We start from the raw sequence: 13,959 nt of genomic DNA, 5'->3' as shown, positions 1-13,959 counted from the left end.
GATGCACGACACCACCGAACTCCTCATCGAACTCGGCGCCGTCATCCTCGGACTGGGGCTCATCGGGCGCTTCGCCGGACGCCTCGGGCTCTCGCCCATACCCCTGTACCTGCTGGCGGGACTCGCGTTCGGGCACGGCGGCCTGCTGCCGCTGGACGCCAGCGAGGACTTCACCGCCGTGGGCGCGGAGATCGGGGTGATCCTGCTCCTGCTGCTGCTCGGCCTGGAGTACAGCGCCTCCGAACTGGTCACCAGCCTGCGCACGCAGTACCCCTCGGGCCTGGTCGACTTCGCCCTCAACGCCGTGCCCGGCGCCGCCGCGGCGCTGCTGCTGGGCTGGGGCCCGGTGGCGGCCGTCGCGCTCGCCGGCGTCACCTGGATCTCCTCCTCGGGCGTCATCGCCAAGGTGCTGACCGACCTCGGACGGCTCGGCAACCGCGAGACCCCCGTGATCCTCGGCGTCCTCGTCATCGAGGACCTGGCCATGGCGGTCTACCTCCCGCTGCTCACCACCCTGCTCGCCGGCATCGGCCTGGCCGCCGGCGGACTCGCCCTCGCCATCGCCATGGGCACCGTGGGCGCCGTACTCTTCCTGGCACTGCGCCACGGACGCCTGCTGAGCAAGGCGGTCTCCTCGGAGAACCCGGAGATGCTGCTGCTCGTCGTCTTCGGACTGGCCCTGGTCGTCGCGGGGTTCGCGCAGAAGCTCCAGGTCTCCGCCGCCGTCGGCGCGTTCCTCGTGGGCATCGCGCTGTCCGGGGAGGCGGCCGAGGGCGCCAGCCGGCTGCTGATGCCGCTGCGCGACCTGTTCGCCGCCGTCTTCTTCGTGTTCTTCGGCCTGTCCACCGACCCGTCCGCCATCCCGCCGGTGCTGCTGCCGGCGCTCGCGCTGGCCGCCGTGACCACGGTCACCAAGATCATGACGGGCTGGTACGCGGCGCGCCGGGCCGGCATCCACACCCGGGGCCGGTTGCGGGCCGGCGGCACTCTCGTGGCCCGCGGCGAGTTCTCGATCGTCATCGCGGGCCTGGCTGTCGCCAGTCAGCCCCGGATCGGCCCGCTGGCCACCGCGTACGTCCTGATCCTGGTCATCGCCGGCCCCCTGGCCGCCCGTTGGACGGAGCCCGCCGTCAGCGCGCTGCGGACCGTGTTCCGCCGCGTGCCGTCCCCCGGGGTCGAAGCGGGCGGGTCGATGGCGGTCGAGGAACTGCCGGACACGACCTCGGCGGGAGTCTCGCGCTCGTCGGGCTGACGGCCGGGGGCGGTGCCGAGGCCGCGGCGTCCAGCGAGCGCCAGGGGGCTCGGGGCACGGTGCGCGGCGGTGTGCTGTCGCACCGGCGTGCTCCCCATCGTCCGGTCGACGGCACCTGCTGTCGTCGGTTCGACCGGCGGCTCACGGTCCCGTCGCCGGCTCGCGCGTGCGATCCGCCGTAGCGGGCTGCCGAGTACCGCGGGACGGACGGCGCCGCACCGAGCCCCGCCGGGGCCCGGCACTGGCTCCACGATCTCGCGGAGCCCTCAGACGGCCCCCTCCCGCACGGTGTCCCGGGACGCCCGGTCGTCCGGATCGTGGGCCGGGGCGGCCGCACGCAGCGCCGCCTCGACCCTGCGGTTGCCGGTCATGGTCGACGTGACGGCGGTCATGGTGAGGAGGAGGCCGGCGGCGGCGTAGAGCGGGGTGCGTACGTCGTAGGCGGTGGCCAGCCAGCCGCCGAGGCACGCGCCGAAGGGGGCGGCGCACATGGCGAGCATGCGGGAGGTGGAGGCGACTCGCCCCATCAGGTCGGCGGGCACGATCGCCTGCCGGAGGGACGGGCCGAGCACCATCGTGGCGCCCATGCCCGCTCCGCAGACGGCGAGCGCGAGGCCGGCGACGTACGGGTCCGGGGCGGCGGCAAGGGCCGCGATGGCGAGTCCTTCGACTGCGGCCGTGCAGGTGAGCGCGGCGCCGGTGCCCAGTCGCCGGCCGAGGAAGGAGGCGATGCCGGCGCCGAGCAGACCGCCGGTTGCCTCGGCCGTGAGGAGCAGGCCGAAACCCAGGGCGCCGATGCCGAGCCGTTCGTGCGCGAAGAGGGCGAGTACGGTCTCCACGGCGAGGAAGGCGATGTTCCCGACCGCCGGACGCAGCGCGAGCCCGAGCAGCAGCCGGTCCCGGAACACGTACGAGGCCCCGGCCCGGGCCTGCCGCAGCAGGGATGCGTGAACCTCCGGCACGGGCCGGGGCAGGGCGGGAAGCGACCGTACGAGCAGTGCGGAGAGCGCGAACGACACCGCGTCGGCCAGCAGGGGAACGGCCCGCCCGAGCACGAGCAGCGCACTGCCCGCGGGCGGCCCGGCGAAGCCGGACATGGCGGTCTGGGCCCCGCGCAGACGGGAGTTGGCCCGCTCCAGGACCGCGGGGTCGCGGCCGAGCAGATCCGGCAGATACGCCGTGGCGGCCGTGTCGAAGAAGAGCCCGCCGATGCCCAGCAGGAAGGCGACGGCCGCGAGCAGCGGAATGCCCAGCATGTCGAGCGCGGCCGCTGCGGCCGGTACGGCGAGCAGCACCGCACGCGCCGCGTCCATGACCCACATCGTGCGCCGACGGTCCCAGCGGTCCACCAGCGCACCGCCGAGCACCCCGAAGAGCAGCCACGGGAGCGTTCCGGAGGCCGTGACGACGGCCAGCGCCATGGGATCCCGCGTCAGCGTCAGAGCGAGCAGTGGCAGCGCCGCATGTGATATCCCGTCACCAAATGCGGACACCGTCTGCGCCGTCCACAGCCGCCCGAAGCCGGTCGGCAACTCCTTGGTTCCCGCCCTCACTCGGCGCCTCCTTCGACCTGCCCGAGCGGCGCCGGACGGAAGAGCGCGAAGGCGAGTGACGCGTCCGGCAGCGACGGATCGGACAGCTCCCGGTACTCGTCCGCCAGTGCCTGCAACCGCGCCCCCAGCTCCGTGAACTGCTCCTCCGTGAGCCGTAGATGCGCCATCCGTACGTGCCGCTCGCCGTCCACCGGAGCCGCCTCCAGGTCCGCCACCGCGTGCCGCATCAGCACATCCGGCCCTCCCTCGCCCGGATCCGGCAGCACGATCGATCGCGCGGCCATCGCGTAGTACCGCTCGGTGACCCCCCGGACCTTGCGCGTTCGTACCACCTTCACGAGGCCGGCCCGCTCCAGCAGCCGTACGTGGTAACTCGAACTCCCCTTGGCGAGGCCCACTCGCTCGGCGATCTGCGTGATCGTCGCGGGCTCGAAGCGGAGCACGGCCATGATCCGGTGGCGCGTGAGGCTGGAGACAGCGCGTAGCTGTTCGTCGGAGGTGACGTGGAAGGTCTCGGGAAGATCGTCCGTTGGCATGTGCCCAATGGTCAACGTTTCTTGACCATTGGGCAAGGGGTTTTCCCGAACCTTCGGAATCGGTCGGCTCCGGCGCCGGTGCCTTGGTTTCCGCGGGCTCCCTTCTCCGGACACCGCGACGCGCCGAACGCCCACGTTTCCGGCCCGGACGCGGTCCCTGATCGTGATCACGTGTGGCCGAAAATCGTCGGTGCGAGGAGCGTGTCGCCGACGTGCCGTGCTCCGCGCGAGCCGCTGCGGCGGGGGAGCCGGGCGCCGGGGCGGGTGAAGCCGGCCCCCGGGAGCCCTCATTGGCGGCAAGAGCAGCAGGTGGGATCGGTGAACGCACTGCCATGGCCGCGAGTCGGGCGGTGTCGGCGGAGTGCGCGGGGGAGGCGTGCGCGGTGGCGTCCGGACGTCGGCGGGTACGTGGGTCGTCCCGGCGGGGCGTCGCTTTTCGGCCATAGAGACGAGGCGGCTCAACGGCCCCGCGCCGCTTGGCCGGACGCTCCCGCCGGGTCGCCCGCGGGCAGCGTTCGTGCCGTACCCCTTGACAGCGGCCCCGGGGGATTACAGCCTATGGCAACGTTGTCAGATGGCAACGTTGTCAGGCGGCCCGAGCGGACCGGGTCGTCTACCAACCCGTCACCGGGTGCCCGGATTGGACCATTTGCGTATGTCGACTCACGCGTCCCACCCCTCCCGCCGGTCGGTCGTCACCACCGGCACCACACTGCTCGCGAGCCTGGGTATCGGCGTTGCGCTCCCCGGCACCGCCCGTGCCGCCGAGCAGGCCGTGACGGGCGGCGGCAGCGCCGCCGGAGACCTGGCGGCCCACCGCCCGGTCGCGGTGTCGTCCACCGACTACGCGCCGACGCCGGGCGAGTTCGCGGTGGACCGCCTGAACGCCGTCGGCGTACGCGGCAGCGGCTGGCGCGCGGCGGCCGGCGACCCCCAGTGGATCTCGGTCGACCTGGAGGGCGACTGCGAGGTCACCGCCATCCGCCTCACCTTCGAGGCCACGGCCGGCGACCCGCCCTTCGTCCCGTCCAACAGCGGCAACCCCCGCGACAGCACCACCGGCCAGGAGATCCTGTCCAGTTGCGCCGTGGACTTCGTCGTCGAGACCTCCCGCGACCACCGCACCTGGACGGCGGTCCACCGGACGGACTCCGGCACCGGCGGCGTCGTCGACATCGCCCTCGCCCGGGCCGTCACCGCCCGCTGGGTCCGGCTGACCGTGCACAAGCGCTCCAACGCCAACCCGCTGGGCCTCAACGGCTTCGAGGTGCACGGCCGGGCCCGCGGCCACCGCCCGGAGGCCACCGGCTGGACCGACTGGGGCGTGCACGACCACAAGGCGCCCGAGCTGCAGGCCGCCGCCGACGGGACCGTGCCGCTGGAGTCCGGCTGGACGCTCACCATGGACGACTGGGCCGGAGCCGAGGGCGCCGACCTCTCCCGCGCCGACGTCGACACCAGCCGCTGGCTGCCCGCCACCGTGCCCGGCACGGTCCTGGGCTCGCTGGTCGAGCAGGGCAAGCTGCCCGACCCGGTCACCGGCTTCAACAACCTGCACGTCCCCGAGGCGCTGTCCCGGCACGCCTGGTGGTACCGGCGCGAGTTCCGCCTGCCGCGGTCGCTGCGCACGGGCGCCGGCCGGCACATCTGGCTGGAGTTCGACGGCATCAACCACAAGGCGGACATCTGGCTCAACGGCGCCTCGGTGGCGAGCATGGAGTTCCCCTTCGCCCGGTCCGCCACCGACATCACCGCCCACCTGGCGGCCGGCGGCGAGCAGGCGCTCGCCGTGCGCATCACCCCGATGCCCCTCCCCGGCAGCCCCGGTGACAAGGGCGAGGCGGGCCTGGCCTTCGTGGACGCCGGCGCCACGATGATGAACCGCAACTCGCCGACGTACCTGGCCTCCTCGGGCTGGGACTGGATGCCGGCCGTGCGCGACCGGGCCGCGGGCATCTGGAACCACGTACGGCTGCGCTCCACCGGCCACGCCGTCCTCGGCGACCCCCGGGTCGACACCGTCCTGCCCGACCTGCCGGACACCCGGACCGCCGAGCTGACGATCACCGTCCCGGTGCGCAACGCCGACACCACCGACCGGAGCGTCACCGTCAGCGCCTCGCTCTGCGGGGTGCGGGTGTCCCGGACCGTCACCGTGCCCGCAGGCAAGAGCACCGACGTCGTGTTCACCCCCGCCACCGACCCGCGGCTGCGGCTGCGCGACCCGGAGCTGTGGTGGCCGAACGGCTACGGCAGCCCCGCGCTGCACGACCTGACGCTGGTGGCGACGGTCGGCGGCGCGGAGAGCGACCGCCGCGGCACCCGCTTCGGCATACGCCAGTTCGGCTACGACTACGACATCCCGCTGCGCTTCACCTCCGGCAGCGACTCCTACACGCAGTCCGTCGACCTCGGCCGCCGCAAGGCCCGCTACGTGCGGGTGCGCTGCCTGACCCGGGCGACCGGCTGGGGCTCCTCGCTGTGGACCCTGTCGGTGGTCGACAGCTCCGTCCCCGACGTGGACCTCGCACTGCACAAGGACGCCTCCGCCTCCTCCGTCGACGACCCGGGCAACGCGCCGGGGAACGTCACCGACGGGGACGCCGGCACCCGCTGGTCCTCGGCGTTCGAGGACGACCACTGGATCCAGGTGGACCTGGGCTCCTCGGTCTCCTTCGACCGGGTCGACCTGACCTGGGAGCGGGCCTACGCCAAGACCTTCGTGGTCCAGCTCTCCGACGACGGCGACTCCTGGACCGACGCGGAGTCCGTCGACAACGGCGCGGTCCCGCTGCCGTTCCAGAGCGGCTCGGCCAGCCTCCAGAACGTCGAGTTCGACGCCCGCACCGCGCGTTACGTGCGCCTCCAGTGCGGTGCGCGGGCCACCAGCTGGGGCAACTCGCTGTGGACGCTGTCCGTGGTCGACAGCGCGGCGCCCGGCACCGACCTGGCCCTGCGCAAGAGGACCACCGCCTCCACCGAGGACTCCTCGAACCCCGCCTCCAACGCCACCGACGGCGACCCCGGCAGCCGCTGGTCCTCGAGTTACGAGGACAACCAGTGGATCCAGGTCGATCTGGGCTCCTCGGTCCCCTTCGACCGGGTCGCCGTGGTCTGGGAGTCGGCCTACCCGAAGACGTTCACCGTCCAGGTCTCCGACGACGGCGACTCCTGGACCGACGTGACGTCCGTGGACAACACCCCGGACCCGCTGAAGATCAGCGTGAACGGCGTCCGCGTCTTCTGCCGCGGCGGCAACTGGGGCTGGGACGAACTGCTGCGCCGCATGCCGGCCGAGCGCATGGACGCGGCGCTGCGCATGCACCGCGACATGAACTTCACGATGATCCGCAATTGGGTCGCCAGCAGCAACCGCGAGGAGTTCTACGCCGGTTGCGACGAGTTCGGCCTGCTGGTCTGGAACGACTTCCCCAACGCGTGGGCCATGGACCCGCCGAACCACGAGGCGTTCAACTCCCTCGCCCGTGACACGGTGCTGCGCTACCGCATCCACCCCAGTGTCGTCGTCTGGTGCGGCGCCAATGAGGGCAACCCGCCCGCGGCGATCGACGACGGCATGCGCGACGCCGTCCACGACGAGGCGCCCGGCATCCTCTACCAGAACAACTCCGCGGGCGGCATCGTCACCGGCGGCGGCCCCTACGGCTGGGTCGACCCCAACCGCTACTTCTCCGCCTCCACCTACGGCAGCGGCGACTTCGGCTTCCACACCGAGATCGGCATGCCCGTGGTGTCCACCGCCGAGAGCATGCGCAACCTCGTCGGCTCCGAGCCCGAGTGGCCGGCCGGCGGCGCCTGGTACTACCACGACTGGAGCACCCGCGGGAACCAGGCCCCGCAGAACTACCAGGCCGCCATCGAGGCCCGCCTCGACACGGCCCGCGACCTCGACGACTTCACGCGCAAGGCGCAGTTCGTCAACTACGAGAACACCCGCGCGATGTTCGAGGCGTGGAACGCCAACCTCTGGGACAACGCCAGCGGCCTGCTGCTGTGGATGTCGCACCCGGCGTGGCACAGCACGGTGTGGCAGACCTACGACTACGACTTCGACGTCAACGGCACCTACTACGGCGCCCGTTCCGCCTGCGAGGCGGTCCACGTCCAGGCCGTCCCCGGCTCCTGGCAGGTCGTCGCGGTCAACCACACCCCGCGCGCGCTGAAGGGGGTCACGGTCACGGCACAGCTCTTCGACCTCGAGGGCCGCCGGCTCGGGAAGACCCTGCGCACGACCCTCGACGTCGCCTCCTCGGGCACGACCGAGGCGTTCACCGCCGGGTGGGAGGACGGCCTGCCGGACTTCCACCTGCTGCGGCTGCGGATGGAGCGCGGCGGCACCGTGCTGTCGGAGAACACCTACTGGCGCTACCGCGAGCCGTCCGCCATGCGGGCGCTCAACTCCGCGCACAGCACTCGGGTCACCACCACCGTCGGCAAGGTCACCCGGTCCGGTGAGCGCCGCGGGACGACCGCCACGGTCACCAACCGGGGCGGGTCGGTGGCGGCCATGGTGCGGTTGTCGCTCCTGGACGCCGGCAGCGGCGAACGCGTGCTGCCGACCCTGTACGGCGACAACTACCTGTGGCTGCTGCCCGGCGAGTCGCGCACCCTCACCCTGTCCTGGCCGGAGCACGCCCTGCCCTCGGGCCGGCCGGCCCTGCGGGTGGACGGGTACAACGTGCCGCGGACGACGGTGCGGGCCGGGGACTGACCGCCCGGCGCGGGCGGGGCCGCGGCCCCGCCCGCCGAGGGTGGTACTGCCGTTCCCAGGCATAGCGAGACCAGCAAGAACGCGATGCTCCGGGCCCCTCGTGCTGTTGAACTGGACATCGAGCGGCCCGGAGCGGCCACCCCGCGACCACGTGACCAAGGAGCGCAGCACCCATGTTCGCCACCATCGCACCGAAGGACCGGGCCGGATCGGCCGCGCACGGGGACCGATGGCTGGTGGGCTTCCGCTTCAGCACACCGCACGGTGCCGCGGGCTGCCACTACTACGTCGTCGGCGGCGAGGCGGCCGACGCGCAGGACGCCGTGGACATCGCGGCGTGCCGCGCCACCGCGGCGTACGAGTGCGCGGCGCGCGCGAATGCCGCGATCGACGCCGTCGAGGTGCACCGTCTGCGCTGGAACCCGCTGGGGTGGGTGTATCTGGACCGCCCCGACAGTCCCGACAGCGCAGGCAGCCCCTGCGAGCCCCGTGTGGGGGCACGTGCCGTCTGATGGCCCCCGGGCGATGCCGATCCGCCTGCTCGGTGCTGCCGCCGGACCGGCATACATACCCGGCCGCGCAGGGAAGGATTGAGATCCGGCGTCGGGGGGCGGGGCGGGAGTTCCGTCAGCAGGGGGGTAACGGTGGCGAAGCGCGGACATGCCTACGACGAGCGCGTCGACCGGCAGTACGAGGCCTGCGCCGCAGTCCTGCGCAGCATGGGATTCCCCGTTCACGGCATGCCGGACCGCGCGGCCCTCGACGCGCTTGTGCAGCCCGAGGCCAGGGCCTGGCTCGTCCGACGGGCCGGAGCCGGATGCCGGGATGATCTGGTCATGACTCCGAGCGTCCGCAGTCTGGGTGGATGGCGGCGGTTTCTCGCCTTGATCGACGCGGTCGAGTGGGCCCGGATCACCGACAAGGTTCCCCTGGGCCCCTACCGGTACCCGTACGATCCACCGCCGCCTCAGCCCTCCCCCCAGCAGCGGATCGCCGACTGGGCCTCCAGGGCGACGGGCCGGCCCGCTGTCCACTCCGTCGCCGTCGAGGCCGAACGGGCGCGCCTTGCCGCCAGGCACGACGACGGCCAGGACGCCGACTGGCTGATCGGCTTCGTCCTGGACGATTCCGATGGGCCCGAACCAGCGGGGAGAGGACTGAAGTACCGCGGCATAGGCGCGGAATGGCAGCTGAAGGACCTTCAGAAGGAGGACGCCGAGACGCATCGACCGGACGGACGGCACATCGGCTCCATCACCGTCCCCCAGTACCTGGTCTGGCAGGGCACGCGCCGGCGTGCCGGGCGGCTCCCGGCGGACCGGCAGGGCGCCAAGCCGTTCCTCGGTGACCGCGGCACCATGATCCCGGTGCCGTGGGCGACGTGCTTCCCCTACTACCCGCAGGGCAGCCACGAGGAGCCGAACCCGGTCCTCGGCGAACGGAACCGGACCGACTACTACCACATCGTCGGCCGCCACCTTCCCGACGGCACCGTCAGCGTGTATCCCGCAGACCACGAGGCCCACTCGTCACATGGCGTTCGGCGGGTACTGAGGGTCTCCCCGATCCGCTGAGCCCGAAAAGGGACCCCTGGCTAGGATGGGCCGGAGGGATCTGGTGGTATGCGAACGTACGACGGAATGACCGCCGGGGAACGCGCCGCGGCCCGGCGCCGGCGGCTGATGGACGCCGGACTGGAGCTGTTCCACACCCAGGGGTACCCCGGCACGTCCATCCGCGCCGTGCTGCGCCGCAGCGGACTGCAGGACCGCTATTTCGGCGAGAGCTTCCCCTCCCTGGACGCCTTGATGGCCGCCGTCCTGGCCGAGATCCAGGACGAGGAGGCCGCGGGGTGCCGCGCCGCCGCCACCGGTCCCGGAACACGCCGGGAGCGGGCCCGCGGCATGCTGCGGGTGCTGGCCGCGGGCGTGGCCGACGACCCCCGCAAGGGACGGGTCAAGCTCGTCGAGTCCCTCGCGGCCGGTCCGCTGGCCGCGAACGAGCGGCGACGGGGGATGTGGAATCTGGCCCGCATGGTGGAGGAGCTGCTCCTGGAGGACCCGCCGGGTCCCGGGACGCACACAGGCGTCATGGCCCTGGCGATCGTGGGCGGCGTCCAACAGATCCTCCTGAACTGGGCCGACGGCACGCTTCCGCTGTCCCGCGAGGACGTCGTGGAGCAGGGACTGCGCCTGTTCGAGGCCGTGGCCGCGTTCGACGGCGGCCCGTCGGCGCGACGATAACGGCGGGCCCGTTTCCGGACCGGCTGCTACGCTGGCCCGCGAACGTCCGCGAAGCAGATCGGAAGCGGATCAGCAGACCAAGGGAGTCCGTACGTGGCGGGTGACGACGACATCTCCGGGTGATACCGGGTGTCCTCGGCCATCGGCAGGCGCGCAGAAGGCGCAGCCGCCGTGGCCCCTTCGTCATTCCTTCCCGCTTCCTTTTCCGCAGGGCCGCTCCGGCGTGCCCGCGGCGTTCTCCCGAGGGCTCACCCATGTCCGACGCGTACATCGTCTGTTCCCACCTGTCCTTCTCCTGGCCTGACGACACCCCTGTCTTCGAGGGCCTGTCCTTCACCGTCGGCTCCGGGCGCACGGGCCTGGTCGCGCCGAACGGCGCCGGCAAGAGCACGCTCCTCAAACTGATCGCGGGGGAACTGCGGCCCCGCGGCGGCTCCGTCACCGTGGACGGGACGCTCGGCTACCTCCCGCAGTCCCTGCCGCTGACCAGCGACCTGACCGTGGCCGAGGTCCTCGGCGTCGCCGACGTGATCCGCGCGATCGACGCCATCGAGTCCGGGGACGCGGGCGAGCGGCACTTCACCACCATCGGCGACGACTGGGACATCGAGGACCGCAGCCGCGCCGAACTCGACCGGCTCGGCCTCGGGGATGTCGCCCTCGACCGGCGCCTGCACACGCTCAGCGGCGGGCAGGCCGTCACGCTGGGCCTGGCGGCGCAACTGCTGAGGCGCCCCGACGTCCTGCTGCTGGACGAACCCACCAACAACCTCGACCTGGACGCCCGGCGCACCCTGCACACCGTCCTCGACGAGTGGCGGGGCTGCCTGCTGCTGGTCAGCCACGACCGCGCACTGCTGGACCGGGTCGACCGGGTGGCCGAACTCGACCGGGGGGAGATCCGCTTCCACGGCGGCGACTACACGCAGTACGAGGAGGCCGTGCGCGCCGAGCAGCAGGCGGCCGAGCGGAACATCCGCAGCGCGGAACAGGAACTCAAGCGGGAGAAGCGGGAGTTGCAGCAGTCCCGGGAGCGGGCCGCCCGCCGGGCCGGTGCCGCCGCGCGTTCCCTCGACAGCGCGGGACTGCCGAAGATCTTCGCCGGGACGCTCAAGCGGCGCGCCCAGGAGTCCGCGGGCAAGGCGAACGAGACCCACACCGCCCGGGTCAGCGAGGCCAAGGCCCGGCTGGACGAGGCGGGCCGCGCCCTGCGCGACGACACGAGGATCGCGCTGGAACTGCCCGACACCCGTGTACCGGCCGGGCGCACGCTCTTCACCGGTGAGCGGATGCGGGTCCGCCACGGCGGGCGGGAGATCTTCGCGGGCGAGGGGGCCGACCTGACGATCCGGGGCCCGGAACGGATCGCGCTGACCGGCCCCAACGGCGCCGGGAAGTCGACGCTGCTGCGCCTGGTCGGCGGCGAGCTCGGTGCCGCGGACGGCGCGCGCGTCAGGCATGCCGACGGTCGTGTCGCGTACCTGTCGCAACGCCTCGACCTGCTGGACCCCGACCGCACGGTGGCCGAGAGCCTGGCGGACGCCGCGCCCGCGATGCCCGAGGCGGACCGGATGAACCTGCTGGCGCGCTTCCTCTTCCGCGGCACGCGCGCCCACCTGCCGGTGCGGGTGCTGTCCGGGGGCGAACGGCTGCGCGCCACCCTGGCCTGCGTCCTGTGCGCGGAACCCGCCCCTCATCTGCTGCTGCTGGACGAGCCCACCAACAACCTCGACCTGGTCAGCGTGGGGCAGTTGGAGAGCGCCCTGAACGCCTACGAAGGTGCCTTCGTCGTGGTCAGCCACGACGTGCGGTTCCTGACCGCGATCGGCGCGGACCGCTGGCTGCGCCTGGCGGACGGGCGGCTCACGGAGACCGGGCCCGTGCGGCCGTAGCCCGCGCGCACCCCCCGCTTCCTGCTCCTGCCCACTGCCCTTCCCGGCCGTGGCACCGCCGTGCCACGGCCGGGGCCGGGCGCCCCCTTTCTCCTCCCTCCCGGTGGTCCGCATGCCCGAACACGCCCTGTCCGCCCACGACCTCGTCCGCGTCCTCGGGACGCGGCGCGTCCTCGACGGTGTCTCCCTGACCGCCCCGCCGGGCCGCCGGATCGGCCTCATCGGCGAGAACGGCTCCGGCAAGTCGACCCTGCTCAGGCTCCTCGCAGGGGTGGAGGAACCCGACGCCGGCACCGTCGTCCGCCCGCCCGGCCTCGGCTTCCTGCGGCAGGAACTGCCCTTCGCGGCGACGGCGACCGTCGCCGACGTGCTCGACGACGCGCTGCGCGAGGCCCGCGAGGACCTGGCCGAACTCGACCGCCTCACCCGTGCGCTGGCCGGCACCCCCGCGGACGACCCCGCCCACGGCGCCCTGCTGGACGCGTACGCCGGGCGGCTGGAGGCCGCCCAGGACCGCGAGAGCTGGGACGCCGACCGGCGTGCGTGGATCGTCCTCGCCGGACTCGGCCTCGGCGACGTCCCGCGGGACCTGCCCCTCGCCCATCTGTCCGGCGGCGGCCGCGGCCGGCTGGCCCTGGCCGCACTGCTGGTCAGGAGGCCTCCGGCGCTGCTGCTCGACGAGCCGACCAACCACTTGGACGACGCCGGGGCCGCCTTCCTGGAGGAGCAACTGCGCGCACTGCCGGGGGCGGTGGTGCTGGCCAGTCACGACCGGGCCTTCCTCGACGCCGTCTGCACCGACCTGATCGACCTCGACCCCGCGCCCGGCGGCCCCATCCGTTTCGGCGGCACCTACAGCGCCTACCTGGCCCACCGGAACGCCGAACGGGAGCGCCGGCAGCGCCGGTTCGCCGAGCAGCAGGCCGAGATCGCCGCCCTGCGCGGCCAGGTCGCCGTGACCGCGCACCAGGTCGCCCACGACCACGTCAAACGCGACAACGAGAAGATGGGGTACGGCCACCGCGCGGGCCGCGTGCAGAACCAGGTCTCCCGGCGCGTCCGCGACGCCGCCCGTCGTCTGGACCGGCTGGAGCGCGAGCGGACCGGCCCCCCGCCGGAGCCGCTGCGGCTGCGCACCGGCGGCCTCGCCACGCCCTCCTCCGCCGAAGGACCGCTGGTCGTACTGCGCGACCTCCATGTGCCCGGCCGCCTCCGCCTCGCGCTCCTCGACGTCGCGGCGCACGACCGTCTGCTGGTCACCGGTGCCAACGGCGCGGGCAAGTCGACCCTGCTGGCCGTACTCGCGGGCCGGACGGTCGCCGGCTCCGGCACCGTCCGGCGGCGCGGCGCCCTGCGCGTCGGGCTGCTCACCCAGGACACGGCCTTCGCGCGGCCGGACCGCACGGCCGCGGAGACCTACGACGCGGCTCTCGGCCCCGAGCGCGCCGAGGCCGTGCCCCTGCTCTCGCTCGGCCTGCTCGCCGAGGCCGAACTCGGCAAGCCGGTCGCCCACCTCTCCGTGGGCCAGCGGCGCCGCCTGGCACTGGCGCTGCTCGTCGCCGACCCGCCGGAACTCCTCCTGCTGGACGAGCCCACCAACCACCTCTCGCCCCGGCTGTGCGACGAGTTGGAGGAGGCACTTGGCGCGGGCCCCGGCGCCGTTGTCGTCGCCACCCACGACCGCCGCCTGCGCTCCCGCTGGCCGGGCCGCGAACTGCGGCTGGGCGGCGGCGGGTCGTGACGGGCCGGGG

The 13,959-nt window shown here is 73.3% G+C and carries 9 protein-coding genes; 7 read left to right on the top strand and 2 right to left on the bottom strand.

The features are described 5' to 3' along the window. Position 1: 1 nt before the first annotated feature. Positions 2-1,252, top strand: coding sequence for a cation:proton antiporter (locus ACIP64_RS15190; RefSeq protein ID WP_401585983.1), 1,251 nt, complete (start codon positions 2-4; stop codon positions 1,250-1,252). A gap of 266 nt (positions 1,253-1,518) precedes the next feature. Here the strand turns inward: ACIP64_RS15190 and ACIP64_RS15185 are convergent, their stop codons facing one another. Then, the gene (locus tag ACIP64_RS15185) at positions 1,519-2,784 is read right to left on the bottom strand and encodes an MFS transporter (RefSeq protein WP_401586508.1); all 1,266 of its coding nucleotides are present in this window, start codon (positions 2,782-2,784) and stop codon (positions 1,519-1,521) included. 17 nt (positions 2,785-2,801) lie between these two features. Next, a complete protein-coding gene (locus ACIP64_RS15180; protein ID WP_401585980.1) occupies positions 2,802-3,341 on the bottom strand; it encodes an ArsR/SmtB family transcription factor in 540 nt (179 codons plus the stop codon). A gap of 655 nt (positions 3,342-3,996) precedes the next feature. Here ACIP64_RS15180 and ACIP64_RS15175 point away from each other — a divergent pair. The 6 genes from ACIP64_RS15175 to ACIP64_RS15150 all read left to right on the top strand — a co-directional run bounded on the left by ACIP64_RS15175 (position 3,997) and on the right by ACIP64_RS15150 (position 13,949). Further along, complete coding sequence (locus tag ACIP64_RS15175) at positions 3,997-8,073, top strand: discoidin domain-containing protein (protein ID WP_401585977.1); 4,077 nt, start codon at positions 3,997-3,999, stop codon at positions 8,071-8,073. Positions 8,074-8,246: 173 nt separating this feature from the next. Then, a complete protein-coding gene (locus tag ACIP64_RS15170; RefSeq protein WP_401585975.1) occupies positions 8,247-8,585 on the top strand; it encodes a hypothetical protein in 339 nt (112 codons plus the stop codon). A 132-nt stretch (positions 8,586-8,717) separates the two neighbouring features. After that, complete coding sequence (locus ACIP64_RS15165; protein WP_401585973.1) at positions 8,718-9,647, top strand: hypothetical protein; 930 nt, start codon at positions 8,718-8,720, stop codon at positions 9,645-9,647. A 48-nt stretch (positions 9,648-9,695) separates the two neighbouring features. Further along, positions 9,696-10,316: a TetR/AcrR family transcriptional regulator gene (locus ACIP64_RS15160; protein ID WP_401585970.1), complete on the top strand. Its 621-nt coding sequence runs from the start codon at positions 9,696-9,698 to the stop codon at positions 10,314-10,316. Positions 10,317-10,570: 254 nt separating this feature from the next. Next, a complete protein-coding gene (gene abc-f / locus ACIP64_RS15155) occupies positions 10,571-12,208 on the top strand; it encodes a ribosomal protection-like ABC-F family protein (RefSeq protein ID WP_401585967.1) in 1,638 nt (545 codons plus the stop codon). A gap of 112 nt (positions 12,209-12,320) precedes the next feature. Further along, complete coding sequence (locus tag ACIP64_RS15150; protein ID WP_401585965.1) at positions 12,321-13,949, top strand: ABC-F family ATP-binding cassette domain-containing protein; 1,629 nt, start codon at positions 12,321-12,323, stop codon at positions 13,947-13,949. Positions 13,950-13,959: the final 10 nt, after the last annotated feature.

Origin of the sequence: Streptomyces sp. NPDC088733 (assembly GCF_044751185.1) — a bacterium.
In the GTDB taxonomy this organism is placed as follows: Bacteria; Actinomycetota; Actinomycetes; order Streptomycetales; family Streptomycetaceae; genus Actinacidiphila.
Note: the sequence above shows the minus strand (reverse complement) of the source record. Positions and strands in the feature narration are given on the sequence as shown.

Bases quoted from the DNA above. Each gene is read 5' to 3' on its own strand.
- ACIP64_RS15190 (WP_401585983.1), top strand. From the start codon at position 2: ATGCACGACACCACCGAACTCCTCATCGAACTCGGCGCCGTCATCCTC.
- ACIP64_RS15180 (WP_401585980.1), bottom strand. From the start codon at position 3,341: ATGCCAACGGACGATCTTCCCGAGACCTTCCACGTCACCTCCGACGAA.
- ACIP64_RS15175 (WP_401585977.1), top strand. From the start codon at position 3,997: ATGTCGACTCACGCGTCCCACCCCTCCCGCCGGTCGGTCGTCACCACC.
- ACIP64_RS15170 (WP_401585975.1), top strand. From the start codon at position 8,247: ATGTTCGCCACCATCGCACCGAAGGACCGGGCCGGATCGGCCGCGCAC.
- ACIP64_RS15160 (WP_401585970.1), top strand. From the start codon at position 9,696: ATGCGAACGTACGACGGAATGACCGCCGGGGAACGCGCCGCGGCCCGG.
- abc-f (WP_401585967.1), top strand. From the start codon at position 10,571: ATGTCCGACGCGTACATCGTCTGTTCCCACCTGTCCTTCTCCTGGCCT.
- ACIP64_RS15150 (WP_401585965.1), top strand. From the start codon at position 12,321: ATGCCCGAACACGCCCTGTCCGCCCACGACCTCGTCCGCGTCCTCGGG.